The following is a 24,162-nucleotide window of genomic DNA, read 5'->3' on the forward strand; positions in this document are numbered from 1 at the left end:
GCACTCTGTTCAATGGTCTCTTTTAGCCAAACAGAGAAGGAAGGTGATATTCTAATTGACAAGACACAGCAGGATGACACCTATCGCGCTGGAGAAACGATCAAAGTAAATGCTGTGATTCAGGGAGACTTGGTGATCGCAGGAGGAAAACTCATTGTTAATGATAGTATTAACGGAGACTTGACAGCAGCTGGAGGAGAATTATTTATCAACGGTTATGTAGCAGATGACGTTCGTATAGCGGTTGGAAGAACTACTATTGACTCAGAAATTGGCGACGATTTATATGTTTTTGGTGGAGAAGTTATCCTCACTGAAAATGCTATAATACACGGGAACCTTACTTGTTTTGCCGGGAATATTGAAATGAATGGCATCGTCATTGGAAAGCTTGAGATTAAAGGAGATGACGTTCTTATTAATGGAACTATAAAAGAAACCTCAAAAATAATAGGGGAAGATATCATTATTGGTGCAAATGCCAAATTTCACAAGGAAGTTGTGTATTGGAATAGCGATGGAGAAATAGATTTTAGTAATTCGTTGATCAACACTAAAGCTCAATTTAATGAAGATTTTGGTAAAGAAAAATCAGAATTATCTTTAACTACTTTTGGCACGGCTTCCTTTTCATTATGGATCTTTTATATATTGTCATCATTTCTAATGATTTTGGTTTTACACGCGCTCTTTAGAAATGCATTTTCAAATGCTGTTGAAGGTATAGAGAATAATTGGCTCAAAAGTTTTGGCTTTGGATTGATTTATTTACTTGGGATTCCATTATTAATTATCCTTGCTTTGTTAATTATTATAGGTATTCCTTTGGGACTTTTCGCAACGGTCATATTTATATTTAGTCTTCTTTTTGGTCATTTAATCGCTGCTTTACTAGTCGTTTATTATATCAAGTATAAAAAAGACAGGAATTGGGGATTTTGGAGTATTACATTCCTAGCATTAGTGTGTGCTATTGTATTGCGTTTGCTTACAATAATACCTTTTGTGGGTATATTCCTTTCTGTGGTCATTCTGTCAATTACTTATGGAGCATTGACTTTGAAGGTAATTCATTCTAAAAAGCAGCTAGTTAAAAATTAATATCATGAATAAAGAACATCCAAATATCAGTATTTTAAAGAGGTTCAACCCAGCAAATCCGAGTACAGTGTCTGAGGTGTTAGCCAAAGATTTTATTTGGCATTATATTAATCCTGAGCTGCCCGAGTTTGAAGGCGACTATATTGGTCTCTCTGGTTTGATGGATTTTTTCCAAAAATTAGCAGGTCGCACGAGTGGTTCCTTTAAGGTAAATACCATATCTGCAACTCCTATAGGAGATGAAATAGTCATTGCACATGTTAAAGACACAATGTTATTGGACGGCAAACCAATGGAAATTGACGCTATTGTAGTATGGTGTATTATGGAAGGTGAAATTAAAGAAGCTTGGGACATCCCGATTGTTCGCACAGCAAAAATGATAAAACCTTTAAAAGAAAAACAATGAAACTAGTTGAGGTTACACCAGAAAATGCGGAAAGAGAGACTTTCTTCTGTATAAAGGACACCAAAAGACAAGGATTTAAGGATAAAGTTAATTGGTTTGAAAAGCGTCATAAAGAAGGTTTAAGAATAAAAATCTTGAAAAACGATGAAGACAAGATGATTGGCTTTATTGAATATGTTCCAGCCAAAAATGCATGGCGACCTATAGATGCTGATACTTATATGTTTATTCATTGTACTTATATTTACTCTAAAAAAGAGAGAAGTCAAGGGTATGGCTCACTCCTTATTGAAGAAGCCGAAAAAGAAGCAAGGGCCAGAGGTATGGATGGTGTATGTGTAATAACAAGCAAAGGTGGTTGGCTTGCGAATAAAAGCCTTTTTGAGAAAAATGGATTTGAGCAAATTGATGCAAAAGACAGGTTTGAGCTTTTATCTAAAACATGGAACAAAGATGCTAAAAAACCGAAATTTCATGATTGGACAAGCCAACAAAAAAAATACAAAGGTTGGCACTTGCTCTATGCGGATCAGTGCCCTTGGAGCGAGAAATCAGTTGTAGCAATATTAAATGTTGCAATGGATTATGATGTAGATTTAAAAGTATCAAAAATAAACACAGTAAAGGAAGCAAAAATGGCGCCTTCTGGCTTTGGTGTTTTCAATCTTTTGCATGATGGAAAATTATTAGACGACCATTATTTGAGTGCTACACGATTCAGAAGTATTTTAAAAAAAGAACTCAATATTACATAACGATTTTGATATCAAATATTGATAAAAGAAAAAACCTTGCTTCATCTGTTACGATGAAGCAAGGTTTTCTTTTATAACTAAACAACTTATATTTTAGCTTCTTGTTCTAGCAGTTCTTTGTTTTCTACTAGTTGTCTTTTTTTGTGAACGATTTGATCGTTGTGTCGTTGTCGCTTTACGTTGCGAAGAACGATTTGATGATCGTGTAGCTCTAGAAGAAGAATTGCTTCTTTGTGGCGCTGCAACAGTTCTTCTGTTTGATGAATTTCTGTTGGTGCGAACCGAATTGTTAGTATTTCTTGTCGATCTAGTTGGCGTTACGTTTCTTGTAGAACGTGTTGGTGTTACATTTCTAGTAGAAGCACTACGTGTTGTAGATCTTGTGTTTGTTCTTGTATTATTTGCGCTTGCATTGTTAGTGCGTTGCGTTCTTGTCGTATTTCTGTCAATTCTAGTGTTATTAGGACTCGTACGAACATTAGGTGCAATTGTATTGTTTCGTGTGTTTCTCGTCGTACTTCTTACGTTGTTACGAGTTGTAGCTGCCGAACGCGTATTTTGATTTCTAGTATTATTACGAGTTGTAACTGCCGAACGTGTATTTTGATTTCTGGTATTGTTACGAGTTGAAATTGCCGAACGTGTATTTCTTGTGTTTGTATTTGTACGTGTTACCGTTCTTCTAGTATTATACACATTAGCATCGTTTCTACGAGTAACTCTACGGTCGTTTCTGTATACACTTCTTCTGTTTGTGTTTGCTCTTGCAGCACTGCGATATACATTTCCAATTCTAGCTCTTGCATATCTATATCTGTAATTGTTTCTATATGGACTGCAATAGGTGTAACGAATTGGTGTGTAAAACCTTCTGTATGGTCTTATGTTTACGAGACATAAGCTAATTTCTGGTCTGAAAAATACATTTCTGTAAAATGCAGTACGTTGTGAATATCTGTTAAATGGGTTGATGTAACCTCTAGTATGTGAAAATCGTAATAAGGTATCATAGTAAATGAATAATCCTCCAACTTGAATTAAGTTTCCAAATCCGTCATAGTTCATTAAAACATTTCCGACTCTATATACTCTTCCGTAATAATCGTAGAAAATTGGTGTGTTTTCAATTTGAACAATTGCACCATAATCATCATATTGAATATATGGATTGTAATCAAATCCTGAATTGAATGAAATATTAACGCCAGCAGCATTTATGTTTGCACTTACTCCGTTTTGTAGACGATTGATAAAGAAATCAAATTCTCCATCGTTGTATACTGAGAAAGTAATGCCTTCTTCCACAAATGAAATAGATTCGTTTCCGTTGTATGAAGCTATTGTTGAAGTGTTGCTTCGTTTTGCTTCGGTAGTACTTACTACCAAGAAGAATAGTCCTGTGAATGCGATTAATATTTTTTTCATAACGTATGGTTTTAATGTTGTTATATACTAAACAAACAACGTGCCAAGAATTTAGAAAGGTTTTTATAAAACTGAAAATAAAATTTGAAAATAAGCAAAATAACCGCTATAAAGTATGGTTTTTCCATACTGTAAAGTAATTGCTAATGACTACTTTAGGCGTCAATATAGTAGTGCTGTTACCGAAACCTAATTGCATAAGGGAAAATAGTTATAATCGTTTGATATAACCTTAAATTTTGTAGTTTAGTTGCTCTTTATAGCTTTTGGATACTAAGATATACAGCGAAGAAATAGTTGGAGCGTTTTCTTTATACTATAACAAACCTCGTGAATCATTATATGAATTCACGAGGTTTTGTAGTATATAGTAACTAATGATTTAGTTTCCTTTTTTAATCTTTTTTTGTTTACCATTATTTCTGTAATAGTATAAATCATCATCATTTGCAGGTAGATCATGTCCATTTTGAAAATCGTCATCAATATGTACATTTCCATGATTTATAGTACAATTGGTTGTTCCACAAAAAGCACAACTTGCTATCGGTTTTACATTTCCAATTTGTCTTATCAATCTTCCTCTACGACTATATTTTAAATGCAATCCACCAATTTGTGTTACTTTTCCATGTCTTCTGTGGTAACGCATATAAATAGATCCGATTCTTTTTACTCTTCCAAGTCTGTCATAATTGATAAATAAATTTCCAATTCTTCGAACTCTTCCGTTATAATCATGCTCTACACGAACTCCAATATTTCTAGTGTTGTTACGATTTCCTCTCGTACGAACTCTTGGTGCTCCATAAGTTGTGTTTACCGAACCTCTTCGTGTTCTACTGTACGTAATTGGATGTGTGTTAAAATCGAATTCTCCATTTTGGAAAATAAAAAATTCAACACCTCGTTCTACAAACTGAATTGGTTGTGCATAACGATAGCGATTGGTTAACCCGTTTTCGCTTCCATCAAATTGGTCGCTCATTTCATTTGCTTGTGTAGCAGTTACACTAAGTAACAATCCTACGAATAAAAGGTAATAATTTTTCATATTGTATACTTTTAGGGTTATGCCTACTCTTAAGCTTTTCGGCGGACGCTATTTGCTGTAGTTAATTTCAATTTGCGTGCCAAAAATGTAATTAATTGTTTATCAATATTTTAAATGGTGTTTCAAGAGTGGTATTTTTTGATTATTTTTAAAGATGTAACTCGAAAAATGTAACAATCGGATGTTTTTTAGTACTGATGAGCATGAATCATTAATGAATTGAAAACGAATTTTTTACTAGTTTTTAAAGAATCATGATGTCATTAAAAAATTTATGAGTTACTTTAGAATACATTTAATCAAATAAAAACAATGATTAGATGAGTATAGATTGACTGATGATGTATTCGCAAATTGTGAATAGATTTTAGCATCTTTGTGCAACCAACTATAAAAACCTATGTCAACCGAAACAAAACAGTGTCCCAATTGCGACTATCCATTGACATCTTATCACAACTTTTGTCCAAATTGCGGACAGAAAGTAGATGATAAGCTGAGCATGCGTTTGTTGTTTCATAACACCATTATGAATTACTTTTCGGTGGATGCGCGGTTTTTTAGAAGTTTTATTCCCTTATTAATACGACCAGGATATTTGGCAAAACAATATGTAAGCGGAAAACGTTTGATGTATTTGCATCCTGCACAATTTTACTTATTTGCTTCTATTGTATTTTTCTTTTTGTTTTCGGTTGCTACACGTCCATTGCAGCGGAAAGTTGACGATTCACTTAAAAGTTCATTTGGCAAAGAGAAGGCGATTATGGCTGATGTCAATCGCGTGAAGGATTCTTTATCAAAAGCACTAGAAATGCAGGCTGCTGATATGACTGGTGATGATAGCTTGGCAGTAGCTAAAGTGAAAAACTTATTGGATACGAACTTCGAAAATGATTCTACAGCGACAAAAAATGAAAATTCGATTAATGGAAAAATATTTGGATTTAATTTTGATACCAAAAAACTAGATTCATTAGACGCAATTGGCGCAAGTACCGATGACATGCTCAAAGTTATGGGCTACAAAGAGTCAGATGGTTGGTTTGCGAAATTTATTGGAAAACAAATTATAAAATTTAGAGCAAATAGCGGTGCAGGAATTTTGAAAGCTTTTATGGATACCATTCCAATATCGATGTTTTTCCTGATTCCAATCTTTGCATTTTTATTAAAAATACTCTATCGAAAACGCGGACGATTTGCGCATCACATGGTCTTTAGTTTCTACTATTTTGCGTTTATGTTTCTGGCAGCAAGTATCGTTTTAATCTCTAATTATATTGTAGATATTCCTGATTGGATTGACTTTTTAGTGATTGCTTCCACCTTTTTCTACTTGATTATAAGTCTCAAGCGATTCTATGAGCAAGGATATATTAAAACTTTCTTTAAAACGTGTATTCTTTCGTTTATCTACTTGATTTTTGTAGCGCCAGTTACGTTTGTAATGTTGTGGATAATTTCGTTTGTGTTGTATTAGAAGATTTTTTAAGCAGTCTAAATATGGAAATAAATTAACAGTATACGTCAAATTGAACTTGATTCAATTTCACATAATCTTTGAAAATTGTACGTTGAGATTCAGAATGACAATTTTAAAGACTTTTCAAACTGCCTTAGATTACAACTTCTCTTTCAAATACGCTCCAGTAAACGATTTTTTGTTTTTCGCAACTTCTTCAGGCGTTCCAAAAGCAACCAAGGTTCCACCATTTTTTCCACCACCAGGACCTAAATCAATAATATGATCGGCACATTTAATGAGTTCAATATTATGTTCTACAACAATAATAGAATGCCCTTTTTCAATTAAAGCATCAAATGATTTTAATAGTTTTTTAATATCATGAAAATGCAATCCTGTGGTAGGTTCATCAAAAATAAACAATGCTTTTTCTTTCGTTGTTCCTTTTACTAAAAATGAAGCCAATTTGATTCGTTGTGCTTCTCCACCAGAAAGTGTCGACGAACTTTGTCCGAGCGTTACATAACCCAATCCAACATCTTGCAATGGTTTTAGTTTTCTGTGAATTTTCTTTTGATCGTGTTTTGTAAAGAAATCCATGGCGTCGTCAATTGTCATGGTTAAAATATCGTCGATATTCTTTCCTTCATACGCAACTTCCAACACTTCTTTCTTAAAACGTTTTCCGCCACAAGTTTCACATTCCAAATGCACATCTGCCATAAATTGCATTTCAATCGTAACTTGTCCTTCACCTTTACAAGTTTCACAGCGTCCACCATCAACATTAAACGAAAAATGCTTTGTTTTATAACCTCGTATGCTTGATAGTTTTTGACTTGCATACAACGCTCTTATATCGTCATACGCTTTGATGTACGTCACAGGATTGGAACGCGAAGAACGTCCAATCGGATTCTGATCCACAAATTCTATATGTTTTACATCACTATATTTTCCTTCTAATTTGGTGAATTGTCCCGCTTTTTCTCCATAACCGCCAGTTTCTTTCAATAATGAAGGATACAATATTTTTTTGACCAACGAACTTTTTCCACTTCCTGAAACACCCGTAATTACGGTCAGCATCTTTAAAGGAAAGGTAACATCTATATTCTTAAGATTGTTCTCGCGTGCGCCAACAACCGTCACATATTGATTGGAAGTTCTACGGTTTTGAGGAACTTCAATTTTCATCGTTTGGTTGAGGTATTTCGCGGTGAGCGAATCTGCTTTTAAAATCGTTTCATAATTACCATACGCAACTACATGTCCACCATTTGTTCCCGCTTCAGGACCAATATCAATAATTTCATCCGCAGCACGCATAATATCTTCATCATGTTCTACGACAATAACCGTATTTCCTAAATCGCGGAGCGATATTAAAACTTGTATCAAGCGTTCGCTGTCTTTTGGATGCAATCCAATACTAGGTTCATCTAATATGTACATAGAACCTACCAAGCTACTTCCGAGCGACGTTGCTAAGTTGATTCGTTGCGATTCTCCACCAGAAAGTGAATTCGATTTCCGATTCAAGGTTAAATAATCCAATCCGACATTCGTTAAAAATGTCAAACGGTTTTTGATTTCTTTTAGTAAACGTTTTGCAATATGTGTGTCGTGTTCACTGAGTTTTAATTCATTAAAGAAAACAATTAATTCATCTAATGGAAGCACCACTAAATCCGTGATGGTTTTTCCACCAATTTTCACATGATTTGCTTCCGATCGTAAACGTTTCCCTTCACACGTAGCACATTTAGTTTTTCCGCGATACCGCGATAACATCACTCGATTTTGAATTTTATAGCTCTTCTCTTCTAAGAAAGTAAAAAACTGATGCAATCCTTCAAAGTATTTATTTCCGTCCCAAACGAGCTTCTTTTGTGCTTCCGTGAGTTCAAACCAAGGTTTGTGAATTGGAAAATCAAAATGATAGGCATTATTGACCAATTCATTTCTGTAATAGCTCATGCTTTCGCCACGCCAAGGGAAAATAGCATTTTCATATACGGAAAGTCCTGTATTTGGAATTACTAAATCGGCGTCAATTCCGATAACATCTCCGTAACCTTCACATTTTGGACAGGCGCCATACGGATTGTTGAAACTGAATAAATGTACATTTGGTTCAAGAAACTTCATGCCATCCAACTCAAAGTTATTGCTGAAATGCATACTTTTTTTATCGTTTACAGTTTCAATATAACATTCGCCTTTTCCTTCAAAGAAAGCAGTTTGTACAGCATCTGCCAATCGATTATAGAAATCTTCATCATCTGCAACCACAATACGATCAATCACTAAAAAGAAATCTTCTTTAAAATCTTCGTTGATTTCATCAATACGAAAAATTTCATCATTCTTCTTAATTCTCGCATATCCTTGTTGCGCCAATACTTTAATTGTATGGAAAGCGCTTCTACCTTCCGGAACCGTTACAGGCGCTATTAATAATAGTTTGCTGCGTTCTTCAAAAGTCTTTACATAATTGATGACATCCGAAACGGTATGTTTTTTTACTTCGTTGCCAGAAATAGGAGAGATGGTTTTTCCAATTCGGGCAAAAAGCAATTTTAAATAGTCATAAATCTCTGTCGTTGTTCCAACCGACGAACGCGGATTGGTTGAATTTACTTTTTGTTCAATAGCAATTGCAGGCGCAATCCCTTTAATATAATCTACTTTTGGTTTGTGTAAACGTCCTAAAAACTGTCGTGCGTATGATGATAAACTTTCTACATACCTTCGTTGCCCTTCGGCATATAAAGTATCAAATGCTAAACTGGATTTACCTGAACCCGAAAGCCCTGTAATCACAACCAATTTATTTCGCGGAATCACCACGTCAATATTTTTTAGGTTATGCAGTTTTGCACCTTTTATAATGATGTTTTCTTTTGGATTTACAGTAGAGAGATCTTGTATCATTGAGAAAAAAATAATTGCAAAGATACTGCTTTTAATACTCGAATTGAAATGAATTTGAAGTAAAGAATAGTCAAAGTGCCCTGTATTTTTTATAGGTCTGTTTCCTTAAAAAGGGCGATTTTGCTTAATAAATACAGTCGAAATGTTAAATTATTAGATTTTATTTGCATTTCTTTAACTAATGTTGTTATATTTGGTTCTTTAACAAACACTACAAAACAAAACTGCGTATAGCGTAAAAATACTTTTTTAAAAAATATAGACAGATTATCAGCCTCGATAATTATCACGTAAAAAAGTATTGCTATGAAACAGATTCTGCAAGATTCAGTATTGGTATCTAATTACATTAAGGGTGACGAGTGCGCATTAGGGAAACTAATTGAGCGTCACAAACAACGTATATATAGTTTTATATATTCGAAAGTGTTAGATAGAGATATCACAGAAGATATTTTTCAAGATACTTTCATTAAGGTTATCAAAACTTTAAAAAAGGGAAATTATAACGAAGAAGGAAAATTTTTGCCTTGGGTTATGCGTATTTCACATAATCTTGTTATTGATCATTTTAGAAAGAACAATAGAATGCCAAAATATGATAATAATGGCGATTTTAATATTTTTTCTGTATTGAGTGATACCGATTTGAATGCCGAAAATAGAATCATCAAAACACAAGTAGAAACTGATGTTCGTCGCTTGGTTGATGAATTACCTAACGATCAAAAAGAAGTTTTATTAATGCGCATGTATCAAGATTTGAGTTTCAAAGAAATCTCAGAGAAAACAGGCGTTAGCATCAATACTGCTTTGGGAAGAATGCGCTATGCATTGATCAATTTGAGGAAAGTAATCGATAAACATAACATAGTTTTAACAAACTAACACAATAATACTGAATTACATACGTTGTTGTTTTAAATAATAAACCACCGTATGGCAAAAAATTACATTAAGAGTTCACCTGAAATTAAAAAAATGTCGCCTAAAAAGGAAACAATCAGCTTTCTGTTGAACTATTCGAAGGCTTTAAGTGTTATTAATTACAAAAGGATGAAGTTTGAAACGCTTCTCAACTAAACTTTGGAAAAGACTCGTTAGCTGCGAGTCTTTTTATTTTTATAATACGCATCAATTACCGACTGTCTACCAACTGTTTTGGTAATAATATCGTTGTCCAAATCCCAACCGCGCGCTTGGCAATATTCTCTACCGTACCATATAATTTGTAAATGTAAATCGTTCCATTTTTCTTTTGGAAACAAACGTTTTGCGTCTTTTTCTGTTTGAACCACATTTTTTCCGTTGGTCAAATTCCAACGATACATCAATCTGTGAATGTGCGTGTCTACTGGAAATGCAGGAATTCCAAATGCTTGACTGATCACAACACTTGCTGTTTTATGTCCGACTGCTGGCAATTCTTCTAAATCTTCTAAATTTTGCGGAACTTTTCCATCGTGTTTGTCAATCAAAATGTGCGACAAACCATAAATTCCTTTTGCTTTCATTGGCGATAAACCAACAGGCTTGATGATTTCTCTAATTTCTTCTACCGAAAGTTTGATCATATCGTACGGATTATCAGCTTTTGCAAACAACAAAGGCGTAATTTTATTCACGCGCACATCCGTACTTTGTGCAGACATTAATACGGCAATTAATAAGGTATATGGATCTTTATGATCGAGTGGAACTGGAATTTCAGGATATATTTTTTCTAATGTATCAATAACAAACTGAACCTTTTCTTGTTTGGTCATTTTTCAGTATTTTTATACAAAAATAATCATTAAAAAGTAATAAAAAACAGAACGCTATGAACACATTAAAAATAGGTGATAAAGTACCCGATTTTACCGTAAATGATCAAGATGGAAACGCAGTTTCTTTATCAGATTTTAGTGGAAAAAAACTCGTGGTTTTCTTTTATCCAAAAGCAAGTACACCAGGTTGTACGGCAGAAGCTTGTAATTTGAGAGATCATTATGCAGAACTACAAAGCAAAGGTTTTGAATTGTTGGGCGTAAGTGCCGATTCAGAAAAAAGGCAAACAAATTTTAAAAACAAATACGAATTTCCATTTCCATTATTAGCAGACGAAAACAAAGAAGTTATTGAAGCTTTCGGAGTTTGGGGCGAAAAGAAATTCATGGGAAAAATCTATGATGGAATCCATCGTAAAACATTCTTAGTCAATGGAGAAGGTGTTGTAGATCATGTGATTGATAAAGTGAAAACGAAAGATCATGCAGCGCAGATTTTGGCGTTGGTGGAATAGTTTCTTAATGTGTAAATAAAAATACTTCTCGATACAAAATTTTTCCAAAATTTCACTCGAAGTGACGTTTGTTGTATGTTTCAGAACCGTCAGTTCGAGTGATTTTTTTGTATTCGCGTAAGCAGAATAGACAAAAATTGTATCGAGAACATTTCATATAAACTCTAATTCTTTTACTTCAATTCTATATAATCCAACTCCAGTTGAAACTGCTCTCGTTTTTTATTACCAACCAAGAATCCGATTTCTTCCAAATAGTTTTCAGAAAAGTTTCCGATCGTTAATTTTTGCCCACGAAATGTTGGATATAAACTCTTCAATGGAATTTCAATGATTTCCCAATCGCCAGAAGTTTCAAACTGTGTCACAAACGAATAGCGATCGTCACTATTTTGTTTCAGACGGAATTGATATTTTTTCCCATCACCTTTCAAACGAATGACAACTGTATTTTTTCCTGAAATATCTGTAGTTCCAATTCCATAGCGAATAGCCGAGAAGCCGCCATTATTTTCCAAGGAAATAATTCCGCTAAAAACGCCGTTTCCAGCTTCATTTTGGGTAAATTTTCCTTGCGATAATCCGCCCATTACGCCGTCATTTACAACATACCAATTAGATATGTCGCTTGTTTTTGTAAAATCAAAAATTGTCATAGTATAGGATTAAAAATTGTTTCGTAATATTCAATTTTCAACTAAAAAAAGCCCCTAAAAAGGAGCTTTGATTATTTTGTCTGTATTGTTATTCTTTTTCGATCAATTCGTTCTGTTGTAAGTATCCAAATAGATGCTTCTCTTTGATAATTTCGGCAACGCCATCTGGTAACATGTCTTCCCAACCTTCTTCGTTACTCGCAATCATTCTTAAGACTGTTCTAGAGAAAATTTGTAGAATATCATTATCGAAATCAAAAATATCAACCATTTTTCCATTGTACTTGAAGAATTTGTATAATTCTTTCATACGTGGATGTACTTTTATATTGTTACTGTTCACCAATTCGCCAGTTTCCTTGCGTTTCATTGGATATAAATACACTTTTAAGTCTCTATAGAATAGTTTACCGAACGCTTCTAAAATTCCTCCACTGACATGACGGTAGTATTTCTCATCAAAGATATCAACGAGGTTATTTACGCCCATTGTCAACGCCATACGTTCTTTTGAATAGTTAGAGAAGTATTCGACCAATCGGTAGTATTCTTTAAAGTTGGAAATCATGACGGTTTGCCCAAGTGAACCGAGTAATTGCGCTCTGTCCATAAAATCTTGTTCATCAATTTCACCTTCTGCCCGAAGATTGGAAAGTGTAATTTCAAATAGTACCACCGTTTTATCAACATCAACTTTATTTTCACGTATAAAAATATCATACGACTTTTGATACATGTCCATGTTCACTTTGGTTACAGGACGGAAACTTCCACGAAGCGCTAAAATATTCTTCTTGTAAAGCAATCTAGCAGGAAGAATATTATTTCCATCAGGTCCAAAAATAACGGCTTCTGTCATTCCATTTTTCAAAAGTTGTAAACTCATCAATCGGTTGTCAACATCGTCAAATTGTGGTCCAGAAAAGTTAATTGTGTCAATTTCGATCTTATCCTTATCAATATGATCGTATAAATATTTTAGTAAATTTTTCGGATTGTTGTATTTGTAAAAAGCACCGTGAATAAGGTTTACACCCATAATTCCTAGTGTTTCTTGTTGTAATTTTGCGTCATTTTCGTGAAAACGAACGTGTAAGATAATTTCGTTGTAATCTTGTGTAGGATCAGTTTGGTACTTAATTCCCATCCAACCATGACCTTTATATTTCTTCGCAAAATCAATAGTTGCCACTGTATTCGCAAAACAGAAAAACATCTTATCAGGATGTTTGTCACGCGAAATGCGAGTGTTTAACAACTTCATTTCATGCGTAAGCATCTTTTTTAGACGTGCTTCCGTTACGTAACGACGATCTTGTTCAATACCATAAATTGCATCACTAAAATCTTTGTCATACGCACTCATTGCTTTCGCAATTGTACCCGAAGCGCCACCAGATCTGAAGAAGTGACGAACCGTTTCTTGTCCAGCACCAATCTCGGCAAATGTACCATAGATTTGGCTGTTTAAGTTAATCCGTAATGCTTTCGCTTTGATAGAAGGTACATTTTCTATGTTAGTGTCACCTTTGTAGACAATAGCCATGCGTAGTTTGAATTTGTTTACTACAAAAATAAACATTCATAATTTTTTTGGACTATATATTTCAGGTTTTTTGTTAAATAATAAGTTAAATTTGAAGAATGATCGATGAATGGAATACATCTTTCTAAAAATACACCTGATTCTTAACAAATTATCAACGTTTATGATGACAGTTACTTTTCTCGGCACAGGAACTTCGCAAGGAATTCCAATTATAGGAAGCGATCATCCTGTGTGTTTGAGTGATGATCCTCGCGATAAACGATTGCGCGTTTCTATCCTTATTTCATGGGAAGATGCAACTTACGTAATTGACTGCGGACCCGATTTTCGTCAGCAAATGCTACGTGCCAATTGTAGTCACATTGATGGAATCCTTTTTACACACGAACATGCCGATCATACTGCTGGATTAGACGATATTCGCCCTTTTTATTTCCGTCAAGGAGATATTCCAATGTATGCGCACAAACGTGTGTTTGGAGAGTTTAAACGACGTTTTGATTATATTTTTGCGACGGAGAACAAATATCCTGGCGCACCTGGCGTTATACAATATGAAGTGAAGAATAATGAAGCGTTTGAATTGAAAGGTGTACAAGTCACACCAATCAATGCATTGCACTATACATTACAAGTTTTTGGCTATCGTTTTAATGATTTTGCGTATTTGACGGATGTGAAAACCATCGCGAAAGCTGAAAAAGAAAAATTGAAAGGTTTAAAAGTGTTAGTCATCAATGCATTGCGAATTCAAGAACATATCTCGCATTTTTCGTTAGATGAAGCACTCGAATTTATTGCCGAAATTAAACCTGAAAAAGCATATTTGACACATATCAGTCATTTATTAGGTTTTCATGCAGAAGTTTCGAAAGATTTGCCAGAAAACGTATTTTTGGCGCACGATACCTTAACGATTACGATTTAAAAAAATAGCAGTACAATGACAAAGAAGATTCTATTATATGCGTTAATTTTTATGGCTTTATTGGCAATTTATCAATACGTAAGTATGAATAAAATGTACGAGAAACAATCCGGAAAAATTGAAGAATTGCGTACTAAAGTTGAAAGCTTAAAAAATGATGTGACGGCGTATAAAGATACGACCAACACGTTGATGAATGAAAATTTAGACTTGAGTTACTTCTCATTAAAAAATAATGGTGAAGCCTTGGCATATTTTGATGAATATAACTTTGAAGATGTAAATAATTTGTCGCAATATATTACGGATATTATTTATGATCAAAATTCAGCTAGTAAAGACAATCCGTTAGTTCCTTTTGATGGTATGGACGGTAATTTTGCCATTGATAAAGTAAAAGTGATCAATCATAAATGGGTTTTATGTAGTTTTTCCGATGGAACTTATTGGGGTGAAGTGCTTTTAAGCTACGAAATTGACAAAGACAAAACCCTAAGTTTTGAAACACTAAGCGAAGTTTTGTATGCTAAATATGAAGGGTAGTTTATAATGTAACAATTTGAAGATTAACTAATTTAATAATTCGCAAACAAAATTCTACATAAAAAACGTCTCATACTTCACTGATTTATTTTATAAAAGTAGCAATCGACAGCATTTGCGGTAGTTTCTGATTTTTCATTGAATTCCCATTATTTGAAAGCCTGTTTTATACGTTTTTCAGCCTCATTTAATGTAATTCCATTTTTCCAATCTGTAATTAGTTGATGGTTGTTTTCATGGGGAATTATTTCAGGTCTTATTCCGTTACTAAGCGTATTAACATTAACATGAAGTCCTAAAGTACTTTCTTTATAGTCTGAAATCTCATTGCAAATTCTGCCGAAATATGTTTTTCCTTCAACGTTATTTTTAAATTCAGCTTTGTATTCTTTGAAACTCTTTTCACTTAACGAAACCCAAATTCCATAATCTAAATTTTCACAAGCATCATTGATTTCAATAGTTAGCGTTGTTCTTATGAATCGATCTGTTTGATCTTCATGGTGTATGACACAAAAATCGCTAGAAATTTCAGCAATTTCGGTTTTATCCTTTTCATTAAGATCATCATGATATATTGGAGCTAAAAACCCTAAAGCAGGTAATTCGTCATGAATTTCTCCACATGTAGTGCATTTAAAACTAGAAGATTGTTTTTTAAACCATTTATTCCAAAACATTTTAAGACGTATTAAAATTTTAAATCCGCTTCTCCAACCAAGCTTTGAATGAATGGAAATTTTGTGGCGCAACGCCATGTCCTACAGGAAATTCTTCGTAAAAATATTTCAAGTTATTTGCTTCCATAAACGGCGCAATTTCACGTGCGGCTTCTACAGGAATCACTTGATCAACACTTCCGTGAGAACAATAAAAATCAAGGTTTTTGTAATCTTTGTCATCGCTGAAATCAAAAATTTTATGATTCAAATAACCACTTATGGCAATTACATTTTTCACTTTTTCAGGATAAGTAAACGCAACCGCGTAACTCAAAACTGTACCTTGACTAAATCCTAATAACGAAACATTGTCGCCATCAACAGGATAATTTTCTACAACTTCATCAATGAAATTTGCAACAGCATCACGCGATTCAATCGCTTGTCCATCATCACTTGTTTTATCAGTTGCTGTATAATGAATATCGTACCAAGAATATCCATACGGAGGAAGATCTCTTGGCGCGCGTACCGAAACAATAAATAAGGTATCGGGCAGTTCGGCAGCAAAAGAAAACAAATCTTCTTCATTGCTTCCGTATCCGTGAAATAAGAACAAAACTGGCGACTTTTCAGCAGCTACTTTTGGAGTTTTTATGATATGATCAAGGGATAATTTTTTAGTTTGCATGGTAGTATAAGTTAAATATTTTTAAACCAGTCTTGAAAATAATCGCCCAATAAAGGAATTGGTTTGTGTTCACCTTGAATGGCGTTTGTGAGTCCAAATACCCAAAGTACAATGAAAAACACGTAAAAAGATCCTGAAATCATCCAACTATCGAAATAACCGATAAATAATGAAATCATAAAAAAAAGAATACCCAAGCCTAATGCTTGACGAATATGAAAGCGTGCAAATTCATTTTTCTTATCTGCATTCATGGAAATCGCAATTACAAATCCAATGATGGTGATATAGGAAATAATGGCGGTTTGTTTGCCTGCTGAAATGGTTTTGAAATCCATACTTACGCTATTTTTTGTTGCTTATGAATAATTCCATAGACAGTTCCTTTGAGTTCTTTTCCTAAGAAAGCACTATTTTTAGAACTACTGTGAATGTGTTTTGTGCTAAATGTATAATTTCCGTCCGGATTGAAAAGTGTCAGATTTGCGAGTTGACCTTCTGCAACTTGTGAAGTTTCAATGCCAAATCGTTCTTTTCCTGAAGTTAACAATTCGATAGTTTTTGTGGTATCAAAAATAGTTTGCAAGGCGCCAAAAGCACTTTCCAAACCAATAGTTCCGTACATCGCATTGTCAAACTCCATCTTCTTATGTTCAATGTCAATCGGATTATGATCTGTAGTCACCATATCAATCGTTCCGTCTTTTAAACCTTCAATTAATGCTTCACGATCGTTGTGCGTTCGTAATGGTGGCAATACTTTATAATTGGAATCAAAACCTTCCAATTCATCATCAGATAAAATTAAATTATGAATGGCAACCGAACAACTTACATTGAATCCTTTTTGTTTTGCTTCGCGAATGAGTTGTACTGATTTTGCTGTAGAAATCGTCGGAATGTGTAATTTTCCTTGTGTATATTCCAACAGAAATAAATCTCTCGCAACGTGTAATTCTTCCGCCAAAGCGGGAATTCCTTTCAAACCTAAACGCGTACTATTTGGTCCTTCACTAACCATTCCTTTTCCTGCAATTTTATCTTCTTGTGGAAATGATAATACCAAACCGCCAAAATTTGAAGCATACAATAATGCAATTTTTAACAAGTTCGGATTCTCGATGGCTTTCTGATAATCGCCAAACGCAATCGCGCCCGCGCTTTTCATATCAAACAATTCGGCTAAATCTACACTTTCACTTTTCGTGGTCAACGCGCCAATAGGATAGAGGTCAACAGCATTTCCGAATGCTTTGCTTTTTAAGAACGAAATATCGGCTTTTGAATCTGCAATCGGGTTTGCGTTCGCATTCACGGCAACTGCGGTAAATCCACTCTTTGCAGCCGTTTTCAAACCGTTTTCAATCGTTTCCCGTTCTTCAAATCCAGGTTCTCCCAAACTAATACTGCTATCAAACCAACCTTGTGAAACATGTAAGTTTTCAAGCGAAATAGTATCGTAATTCTTTGGATTTTCTACGGAAGTGGCAATTTGAGTAATGATTCCGTTTTCTATCAAAATATCTTTTGCAGCGCCATTGTGTTTGCTCTGTGCATCTAAGATAGTAGCGGATTTTATGATGAGGTTCATTTGACGAATTTTAAAATCAAAATTTCAATGCATAAAAATAATAGCGCAAAAATAACAAACCATTTCCAAAGCGAAGCTACGGACTGTTCATTTTTTAAATCTTCAAAGAATTGCGCAACGGTTGTGTGTGTATTATTTGGATATGACAATGCCATATCGTGATATTGTAACGTACTTTCTTTTCGATCAAAATTGTAACTAATTTGTTGTAAATCAGTGTTTTGATTTTTTATCGTGTAAATTCCGGCTTCATTCGGAAATTCATCCGTTGTCATTCGAACTTTATTATTTGCCGTTTGTTGCAACGGAATAAATTCTTCCGTGTCTTTCGCAATCGTTAACACAGCATCTTGTCCAAGCGACGTTTGCACATCAAAAGTATTTTCTTTGCCAAGTGTGTAATACAGATTGGTGAGTCGCAAACTGTTTTTCCCAATATTATAGAAAATTGGAACAATTAAAGGTGTGTTTTTAAAATTTGAATTTTCATTGTTGATTGCTGCCGTAAACAAATAGGTTTCATTCGTCGAGACTAAAAACTGCGCGTTATTTTCCAACTGTAAAATGGCAGGATTTGCTTTATCTAGCGCGAAATAGTGATTCACTTTCGGATATTGGAAATTGGTCACTTTCTTCTCGAATACATTCGTAAATAGTGGATGCGAGAAACTAATGTTGGTAATTTTCTTCTCGGTTACGTTTGGCACTTGCGCAAAGCGTCCCAAATTATTTGCTTGTAATAATTGATTGTATGTGGTCAGATTACTTTCCTTAGCGGGAATAATCACGAGTGAACCGCCGTTTTGTTTGAAACTTCTCAGTGCGGTCAATAACGGATTCGGAATGGTTTTTAGTTCATTCAGAATGATTAATTGTTGTGTCGCGATTGCATTGTAATTCAATTGTGTTACTGGCGAAGAAATCAAGTTGAATTCATCGTCTGTGTAGAGTTTCTTTAAAAATTCGTCATCAGTTTCATTGATCGCTAATACATTTATTTTTTCAGGTGAATTGATATTGAAAAACAGATTATTGTCAAACTGCAATGAATTGTCATCGATTTGGATATTTCCTTGAATCACTTTGTTGGAAGGAATCGAGAAGGTAACTTCCGCTTTGTTTTGCGTATCTAAATTTACCGAAGATTTCGCAATCAGACTTCCGCCATCGTATAACGAAACAGGCACATCTTGCACAGGAATTCCTGAATTTTTCAGTACCACGGCAATCGTAACCGAATTTGCATCTTGTTCTGAAATATATAAACTATCGAGCGCAATATTGTTAGCGTTTGCTGGCTTTAGCTGAATATAACTAGTGGTAAATGCACTGTCTTTTTGAACATTCAATTGTTCATTTTGTTGAAAATCTGAGATCAGAATTAGGTTTTTGTCAGCATTTTGTTGTTTTGAAAATAACTTTCTTCCTTTCAGAATTACTGACGGAATTGCTTCTTGTTGATGTGAATATTCCAATTGCAACAATTCATTTCGAATGCTCTTGATCGTTGTATTTTTATACGTTGCTGTATTTGTAAACACAGAAACTTGTTCGTCTTCCGGAACAGTATTTAGCAATTCTTGTACTGCACGTTTCAATAAATCACCTTTTTCGCCTTTCGTTTGCATGCTAAACGAATTGTCCAAATAGATCACCGTTTCTTTCTCCGTTTTTACAATATCACGATTCGCAAAATACGGTTGCGCGAAGGCAAAGACCAATCCGGCAAGCGCTAACAATCGCGTACAGAGAATCAACCATTTTTTGAGTTGTGAGCTTTTTCGGGTTTGGAGAATAACATTTTGTAGAAACTTCACGTTCGTAAACGCAGTTTTCTCAAATCGACGTAATTGAAATAAGTGAACCAATATCGGAATGAGCAGTAATAATAGCGCGTAAAGTACTTCTGGGTATTTGAATTGCATTCCTAAAATTAACGTTTGTCAAATATAAACGATTAATTCTATTTTACCATAATTTCTGTTTTATAAAGAAGTGTTAAAAGGAGTTTGTGTATAAGTTTATGGGTTTAGTAGTTTATGAGTTTGTTGTGTGTTTAAGCAACTAATTAGGAAATACAGACTAAATAGAAAATCTGCGAGGCACGTGCGAAGCGAATTAGCGTAAGCAATTTTCGTAAGTAGATTTTTTACTAGCAATTGATTACACACGTTAATAGGCATTGTTTTAATATTCTTGTTCTGAAATACTTTGGTAACTAAAAGAATCTGAAAACCAACCTAAAGATCTGGCGTCTTTCATTATTCCTTTTTCATCTTCTTTATTAAATTCTTGAATTAGTTCCAAGTTTGAATATCTCAAACCTTTAAATTCATCATGATATGCAATTATAATGAAGTCCTTTCTCAAATACTTTGTGTGAACAGCAAAACTCTGTATTGTTAAGCTCAAAATTTTTTCAAGAGAACTGCCTTTTAAACTTTTAGGATATTTGACAAAAACAAAGCCAAAATTTTCAATGTAAGTGAAAGCTCTAGCATAAAATTCTTTATGAACATTTTTATACTTGTCATAGAATGAGAAAAAATACTTTGAAACGATTCTTCGTTCAAATCTAGTAAGAGACATTAGTTTTTCTGCTAATACTTTTAATTCTTTTCTATAACCGATTTCATTTTTGATAAAGTTATCTATGAAATAACTTTGTTTATCATTTTCTTTTTTCTCTAGATAGACTGGATCAGAAATGAATTTTTCCCATGATTGATCTATATCAAAATACAAGCCTTGAAAGCTGTCATCTGTCAAGTCTTTGGGATAACTATTTGAATTATTAATATAAGATACTAGTAAATCAAGTTCACTACCAGAAATATAGATTTGCTTTTCTTTTTTCTTGAAATTTTCATCAATTCGCTTACTAAACTTTTGATGAGTATCGACATCATATTCCTCAGCACTACAAAATAACATGATAACAGATTTATTCTTGAATAATTTTTCTCTTTCTGTTAAGTAATTTGTTAAATCAGAAATAGTATTCATTTCATTGGTAATCGCAAACCAGGCAGTTCCATCCATTATTGTAACATGATTACCCGATTTTGTATAGCTTGAAGGATGATAAAATTTTAAACCCATACCAAGGTTGATTACTATTCTAAATACTTTTGAAAATTTCTCTTTTGGGAATAATTCAATATCTTTTTTCGGATGTTTTATGTAAACATCTTTATCTCCAAACAATTTTTTTTCAGCACCTTGAATTTGCTTTAATGCTTTTTCAACAGTGTTGTTAAAATATCTATCGTAGTTATTTTTAAAATCATAATTTTTTACTGAAACTATAATTAATGTATCTCTAAAAGTTATTAATAGATCACAAATCTCTTTTTTATCTCCTTTTTCATTTTTTGGACTTGGGTAACACCAATATTCAAGAAAAATGTTTTTCGCGATTGTATTTACAAATTCTTCTCCTTGATTTCCTTTTGAATTACTGTCCATCTTGTTTTTCGGGTTTTTGGGGAAATTATGCCTAGAGTACGTATATACAGAACTTTCATGCAAAAGTTCCAGTTATTTTTCATAAAAATAAGACAAAGATTACACATACACAATGCCATTTTTCGTAATTTCCTACTAAACTACTAAACTACTAAACTACTAAACTACTAAACTACTAAACTGAAAAAGGAACTCCACAAATGAAATTCCTTTTTAATACTACTATAAAGCTTGAGGTATTTAAACTCTCTTGTTCTTTTTCTCTCTTTTTTCAGCTTTCTTCTCTTTTGCCGTTTTTAACGGTTCTTTTTTTGCACTCTTCTGAGCATCTTTACTTTTAGCCATAATGATATATTTTAATGTTATTTCTTAATTGTCATTTCCACAAAATAGCATTAATATTTCACGTAATCTACTAAAACATCAAATAAACAAGCTACGAGTAAAATCCGAAAATAGAAAAAACACGTAAAAACACGCTAGTATAAAATTCTTGCGAGGCATATCTTTAGGGAAACCAAAAAATAAACCTCATGGCAAACCCAACACCTAAATTTAGAATCTATCCGTCAATCGGAATTGCACGACTTGGAAATGGTCCTGCAGAAAAAGATAAAGTGATATTCAGCCCCGAAGTTCCTTGGAAAAATCTATTTGAAACTGATCAAAACTATTTAACGAAAGATGGACGTTTAAAGAAACAAGCACAGCGTTTTTATATTTATGAATGTGACGCAAACGGAAATCCAACACATCAAATCAATACAGCTGATTACGACATTGAATGGTCAGTGGAAGTTGCGAATAAGAAACCGTTTTGGTACGATTTCAACAATAGTTTGGATTTATCGGTACTAGCGCACAATCAAAACTTATCGCCAAATTTTGTAAAAGATAAACTTGCACCAGGAATCAGCGCTGAACGCAGAAACCCAAATGTATTAAATCAAGGATTGCGTGTAGAAGGCGGATATGATTACCGAAAAGAATTGGTCAATCATCCCGGAATAGTAAGTGTAGATGAACGTGCGAAGCGTAAAGAAATCAAAGGTGAATTTCCTTCTTCACAAATGTCTAAAAGTGCTTTTAGCATGTTGGCAAAACGTATGAATGTAGATTCAAGACCTGTTAATCTAGGAACTGTGGAATATGACGATGACGGAACACTTATATTTTATGGCGCGGACGGAATTTCGGCAGCGTTAAATCCTTCGGACTTAAACACAGATTTTGCTGATAATTCCAATTGGTACGATGATATCTGCGATGGAAGAGTGACAGCGAGCATTCGCAAAAAAGATTCAGGAGAAAAATTTGAATTGGACGATGCAAACTCTGCGGCTTGGGTTGCTTCGGCTCCACCAGATTATGCGCCACAAATTCAGCCACTTTCTACGATGTACGACTTAATTACTGGAGCAGCAAACGAAGAACACGCATCAGAATTGGCAACGGTATTTCCTATGATGTATCGTTTGTATAGAATGCAATGGGTAAACTTAGGAGATTTCTTAGCGCCATCTTTCAAGGAAACGATTGATGAATTAATTGCAAATGATACCTTCAAATATATTTACAAGAAAGAACCAAAAGCGGAAGCAGATGCAGTACGTGAGAAGATTTTCAATATGTTCCGTGACCCTGCGTATAAGATGTCGAATGAACCGATCATTCCAAGTAAAAACACCACCGATTTGGTCAATCGCGGAAGCGGAACCGATGAATTAAAATTACCATACTATCCAGGCGATGCCATTGATTATCCAGGAAGTCCAGCACAATGGTTTGCTATTCCACCAATGTTATATGAACAATTAAGAAAATGGCGCGATGGTGATTTTTTCACACCAGAAAGTTTCAACTTTAAGAACATGGACGAAATGGGCGCGTTTTATCGTCAACAATTTTTGGATTCAGCAAATGATGAAGCACGCAAACCATTATTAATGACACGAGCTGTACTAGAAACTTTATATGGTGGCGGATTTCATCCAGGTGTGGAATTAACGTGGCCAATGCGACACGAACAAATGTATGCTGAAAACTCAGAAACATTTAAACTTATTGTAGACAATTCAATGAATAGAATTGGCGCGTACGGATTGCGTGAAGTTCGATTGAATATAGCTTCAAAAGAAGAACAAGAAAAAATATTTTACAACGACTTTGGATTTTCTATGACTGCGGAAGACGTGCGAAAATCGATGGAAAGCGGAAGCCCTGAAAGTTGGTTGTGGAAAGCAACTCCGGGCGATTTAACCAAATGGATGGGAATTCCTTGGCAATCAGACGCGGGAAGTTGTCAGGCTGTATATGTTGAAAAACAATATCCAGTTCCATCGTGGTGGGCAGCAAACTTGCCAGTACATGTATTGCCAGCGGATAGTTATCATAAATTGTTAGATCCGACAATTACAGACGACACCAAACGTAATATTTACGCGAATCGTTTGGAATGGTTACATACTGCCAGTACAGGATTTATTGGCTATCACGCAGAAGGCGGTTATATGAACGGATTGATCAATATGGTGTATCAATGGAAAGATATCGGCGTTGTGACAGGAAGAAAGCTCGATTTGAATATTGACGGAATTCCTGATATGGTATATGTAGCTTTTGATGCGAATGATAATTAGAC

21 protein-coding genes are annotated in these 24,162 nt (G+C 34.2%); 9 read left to right on the plus strand and 12 right to left on the minus strand.

The window, feature by feature from the left end; all coding sequences use genetic code 11:
- Nucleotides 1–12: 12 nt before the first annotated feature.
- From H2O64_RS22280 to H2O64_RS22290, 3 genes are read left to right on the plus strand one after another with little or no spacing between them, the layout of a single operon-like run.
- Nucleotides 13–1,101, plus strand: coding sequence for a bactofilin family protein (locus H2O64_RS22280; RefSeq protein ID WP_187564456.1), 1,089 nt, complete (start codon nt 13–15; stop codon nt 1,099–1,101).
- Nucleotides 1,102–1,105: 4 nt separating this feature from the next.
- Nucleotides 1,106–1,510, plus strand: a complete 405-nt coding sequence (locus H2O64_RS22285) for a nuclear transport factor 2 family protein (protein ID WP_187564457.1) — start codon at nt 1,106–1,108, stop codon at nt 1,508–1,510.
- On the plus strand, nt 1,507–2,265 hold the full coding sequence (locus H2O64_RS22290) for a GNAT family N-acetyltransferase (protein ID WP_187564458.1): 759 nt from the start codon (nt 1,507–1,509) through the stop codon (nt 2,263–2,265). Before H2O64_RS22285 ends, H2O64_RS22290 begins: the two co-directional genes overlap by 4 nt.
- A gap of 93 nt (nt 2,266–2,358) precedes the next feature.
- Here the strand turns inward: H2O64_RS22290 and H2O64_RS22295 are convergent, their stop codons facing one another.
- Nucleotides 2,359–3,690, minus strand: a complete 1,332-nt coding sequence (locus H2O64_RS22295) for a hypothetical protein (RefSeq protein WP_187564459.1) — start codon at nt 3,688–3,690, stop codon at nt 2,359–2,361.
- A gap of 382 nt (nt 3,691–4,072) precedes the next feature.
- On the minus strand, nt 4,073–4,744 hold the full coding sequence (locus H2O64_RS22300) for a hypothetical protein (protein WP_187564460.1): 672 nt from the start codon (nt 4,742–4,744) through the stop codon (nt 4,073–4,075).
- Between the two features lie 400 nt (nt 4,745–5,144).
- Between H2O64_RS22300 and H2O64_RS22305 the strand changes: the two genes are divergently transcribed.
- A complete protein-coding gene (locus H2O64_RS22305) occupies nt 5,145–6,227 on the plus strand; it encodes a DUF3667 domain-containing protein (protein ID WP_187564461.1) in 1,083 nt (360 codons plus the stop codon).
- A 141-nt stretch (nt 6,228–6,368) separates the two neighbouring features.
- Here the strand turns inward: H2O64_RS22305 and uvrA are convergent, their stop codons facing one another.
- Complete coding sequence (gene uvrA / locus H2O64_RS22310; protein ID WP_187564462.1) at nt 6,369–9,149, minus strand: excinuclease ABC subunit UvrA; 2,781 nt, start codon at nt 9,147–9,149, stop codon at nt 6,369–6,371.
- Nucleotides 9,150–9,455: 306 nt separating this feature from the next.
- Between uvrA and H2O64_RS22315 the strand changes: the two genes are divergently transcribed.
- The gene (locus H2O64_RS22315) at nt 9,456–10,037 is read left to right on the plus strand and encodes an RNA polymerase sigma factor (protein WP_187564463.1); all 582 of its coding nucleotides are present in this window, start codon (nt 9,456–9,458) and stop codon (nt 10,035–10,037) included.
- A 212-nt stretch (nt 10,038–10,249) separates the two neighbouring features.
- Here H2O64_RS22315 and nth read toward each other — a convergent pair whose 3' ends face one another.
- Nucleotides 10,250–10,915 carry an endonuclease III gene (gene nth / locus H2O64_RS22320; RefSeq protein ID WP_187564464.1) on the minus strand — a complete coding sequence of 222 codons (666 nt, stop codon included), beginning with the start codon at nt 10,913–10,915 and terminating at the stop codon, nt 10,250–10,252.
- Nucleotides 10,916–10,971: 56 nt separating this feature from the next.
- Here nth and bcp point away from each other — a divergent pair, with 56 nt between their 5' ends.
- Nucleotides 10,972–11,433 (plus strand): thioredoxin-dependent thiol peroxidase, encoded by a 462-nt coding sequence (gene bcp, locus H2O64_RS22325; protein WP_187564465.1) that lies wholly within the window; start codon nt 10,972–10,974, stop codon nt 11,431–11,433.
- Between the two features lie 173 nt (nt 11,434–11,606).
- Here bcp and H2O64_RS22330 read toward each other — a convergent pair whose 3' ends face one another.
- Together H2O64_RS22330 and H2O64_RS22335 are read right to left on the minus strand one after the other, a co-directional pair.
- Nucleotides 11,607–12,089 carry a CIA30 family protein gene (locus tag H2O64_RS22330; protein ID WP_187564466.1) on the minus strand — a complete coding sequence of 161 codons (483 nt, stop codon included), beginning with the start codon at nt 12,087–12,089 and terminating at the stop codon, nt 11,607–11,609.
- Between the two features lie 88 nt (nt 12,090–12,177).
- The gene (locus tag H2O64_RS22335; RefSeq protein WP_187564507.1) at nt 12,178–13,635 is read right to left on the minus strand and encodes a nucleotidyl transferase family protein; all 1,458 of its coding nucleotides are present in this window, start codon (nt 13,633–13,635) and stop codon (nt 12,178–12,180) included.
- 166 nt (nt 13,636–13,801) lie between these two features.
- Between H2O64_RS22335 and H2O64_RS22340 the strand changes: the two genes are divergently transcribed.
- Nucleotides 13,802–14,566, plus strand: coding sequence for an MBL fold metallo-hydrolase (locus tag H2O64_RS22340; RefSeq protein WP_187564508.1), 765 nt, complete (start codon nt 13,802–13,804; stop codon nt 14,564–14,566).
- A gap of 15 nt (nt 14,567–14,581) precedes the next feature.
- Complete coding sequence (locus H2O64_RS22345; protein ID WP_187564467.1) at nt 14,582–15,109, plus strand: hydrolase; 528 nt, start codon at nt 14,582–14,584, stop codon at nt 15,107–15,109.
- Between the two features lie 149 nt (nt 15,110–15,258).
- Here the strand turns inward: H2O64_RS22345 and H2O64_RS22350 are convergent, their stop codons facing one another.
- The 6 genes from H2O64_RS22350 to H2O64_RS22375 form a co-directional block, all read right to left on the minus strand.
- Nucleotides 15,259–15,789, minus strand: coding sequence for a DUF2199 domain-containing protein (locus H2O64_RS22350; RefSeq protein ID WP_187564468.1), 531 nt, complete (start codon nt 15,787–15,789; stop codon nt 15,259–15,261).
- A gap of 19 nt (nt 15,790–15,808) precedes the next feature.
- Nucleotides 15,809–16,462, minus strand: a complete 654-nt coding sequence (locus H2O64_RS22355; RefSeq protein WP_187564469.1) for an alpha/beta hydrolase — start codon at nt 16,460–16,462, stop codon at nt 15,809–15,811.
- 11 nt (nt 16,463–16,473) lie between these two features.
- Nucleotides 16,474–16,800: a DUF4870 domain-containing protein gene (locus H2O64_RS22360; protein ID WP_187564470.1), complete on the minus strand. Its 327-nt coding sequence runs from the start codon at nt 16,798–16,800 to the stop codon at nt 16,474–16,476.
- Between the two features lie 2 nt (nt 16,801–16,802).
- A complete protein-coding gene (locus H2O64_RS22365) occupies nt 16,803–18,053 on the minus strand; it encodes a dihydroorotase (RefSeq protein ID WP_187564471.1) in 1,251 nt (416 codons plus the stop codon).
- On the minus strand, nt 18,050–19,978 hold the full coding sequence (locus tag H2O64_RS22370; RefSeq protein ID WP_187564472.1) for a vWA domain-containing protein: 1,929 nt from the start codon (nt 19,976–19,978) through the stop codon (nt 18,050–18,052). Before H2O64_RS22370 ends, H2O64_RS22365 begins: the two co-directional genes overlap by 4 nt.
- Before the next feature lie 262 nt (nt 19,979–20,240).
- Nucleotides 20,241–21,521: a hypothetical protein gene (locus H2O64_RS22375; RefSeq protein WP_187564473.1), complete on the minus strand. Its 1,281-nt coding sequence runs from the start codon at nt 21,519–21,521 to the stop codon at nt 20,241–20,243.
- A 533-nt stretch (nt 21,522–22,054) separates the two neighbouring features.
- On the opposite strand from H2O64_RS22375, the gene H2O64_RS22380 reads away from it, so the two are divergent.
- Nucleotides 22,055–24,160 carry a LodA/GoxA family CTQ-dependent oxidase gene (locus tag H2O64_RS22380; protein WP_187564474.1) on the plus strand — a complete coding sequence of 702 codons (2,106 nt, stop codon included), beginning with the start codon at nt 22,055–22,057 and terminating at the stop codon, nt 24,158–24,160.
- Nucleotides 24,161–24,162: the final 2 nt, after the last annotated feature.

Source organism: Kordia aestuariivivens (assembly GCF_014397005.1).
Taxonomy (GTDB): domain Bacteria; phylum Bacteroidota; class Bacteroidia; order Flavobacteriales; family Flavobacteriaceae; genus Kordia; species Kordia aestuariivivens.

Coding starts and splice junctions, on each gene's coding strand:
- H2O64_RS22300 (WP_187564460.1), bottom strand. CDS start 4,744: ATGAAAAATTATTACCTTTTATTCGTAGGATTGTTACTTAGTGTAACT.
- H2O64_RS22340 (WP_187564508.1), top strand. CDS start 13,802: ATGACAGTTACTTTTCTCGGCACAGGAACTTCGCAAGGAATTCCAATT.
- H2O64_RS22305 (WP_187564461.1), top strand. CDS start 5,145: ATGTCAACCGAAACAAAACAGTGTCCCAATTGCGACTATCCATTGACA.
- H2O64_RS22360 (WP_187564470.1), bottom strand. CDS start 16,800: ATGGATTTCAAAACCATTTCAGCAGGCAAACAAACCGCCATTATTTCC.
- H2O64_RS22285 (WP_187564457.1), top strand. CDS start 1,106: ATGAATAAAGAACATCCAAATATCAGTATTTTAAAGAGGTTCAACCCA.
- H2O64_RS22350 (WP_187564468.1), bottom strand. CDS start 15,789: ATGTTTTGGAATAAATGGTTTAAAAAACAATCTTCTAGTTTTAAATGC.
- H2O64_RS22355 (WP_187564469.1), bottom strand. CDS start 16,462: ATGCAAACTAAAAAATTATCCCTTGATCATATCATAAAAACTCCAAAA.
- nth (WP_187564464.1), bottom strand. CDS start 10,915: ATGACCAAACAAGAAAAGGTTCAGTTTGTTATTGATACATTAGAAAAA.
- bcp (WP_187564465.1), top strand. CDS start 10,972: ATGAACACATTAAAAATAGGTGATAAAGTACCCGATTTTACCGTAAAT.
- H2O64_RS22290 (WP_187564458.1), top strand. CDS start 1,507: ATGAAACTAGTTGAGGTTACACCAGAAAATGCGGAAAGAGAGACTTTC.
- H2O64_RS22375 (WP_187564473.1), bottom strand. CDS start 21,521: ATGGACAGTAATTCAAAAGGAAATCAAGGAGAAGAATTTGTAAATACA.
- H2O64_RS22295 (WP_187564459.1), bottom strand. CDS start 3,690: ATGAAAAAAATATTAATCGCATTCACAGGACTATTCTTCTTGGTAGTA.
- H2O64_RS22370 (WP_187564472.1), bottom strand. CDS start 19,978: ATGCAATTCAAATACCCAGAAGTACTTTACGCGCTATTATTACTGCTC.
- H2O64_RS22335 (WP_187564507.1), bottom strand. CDS start 13,635: ATGGCTATTGTCTACAAAGGTGACACTAACATAGAAAATGTACCTTCT.
- H2O64_RS22365 (WP_187564471.1), bottom strand. CDS start 18,053: ATGAACCTCATCATAAAATCCGCTACTATCTTAGATGCACAGAGCAAA.
- H2O64_RS22315 (WP_187564463.1), top strand. CDS start 9,456: ATGAAACAGATTCTGCAAGATTCAGTATTGGTATCTAATTACATTAAG.
- uvrA (WP_187564462.1), bottom strand. CDS start 9,149: ATGATACAAGATCTCTCTACTGTAAATCCAAAAGAAAACATCATTATA.
- H2O64_RS22280 (WP_187564456.1), top strand. CDS start 13: ATGGTCTCTTTTAGCCAAACAGAGAAGGAAGGTGATATTCTAATTGAC.
- H2O64_RS22345 (WP_187564467.1), top strand. CDS start 14,582: ATGACAAAGAAGATTCTATTATATGCGTTAATTTTTATGGCTTTATTG.
- H2O64_RS22380 (WP_187564474.1), top strand. CDS start 22,055: ATGGCAAACCCAACACCTAAATTTAGAATCTATCCGTCAATCGGAATT.
- H2O64_RS22330 (WP_187564466.1), bottom strand. CDS start 12,089: ATGACAATTTTTGATTTTACAAAAACAAGCGACATATCTAATTGGTAT.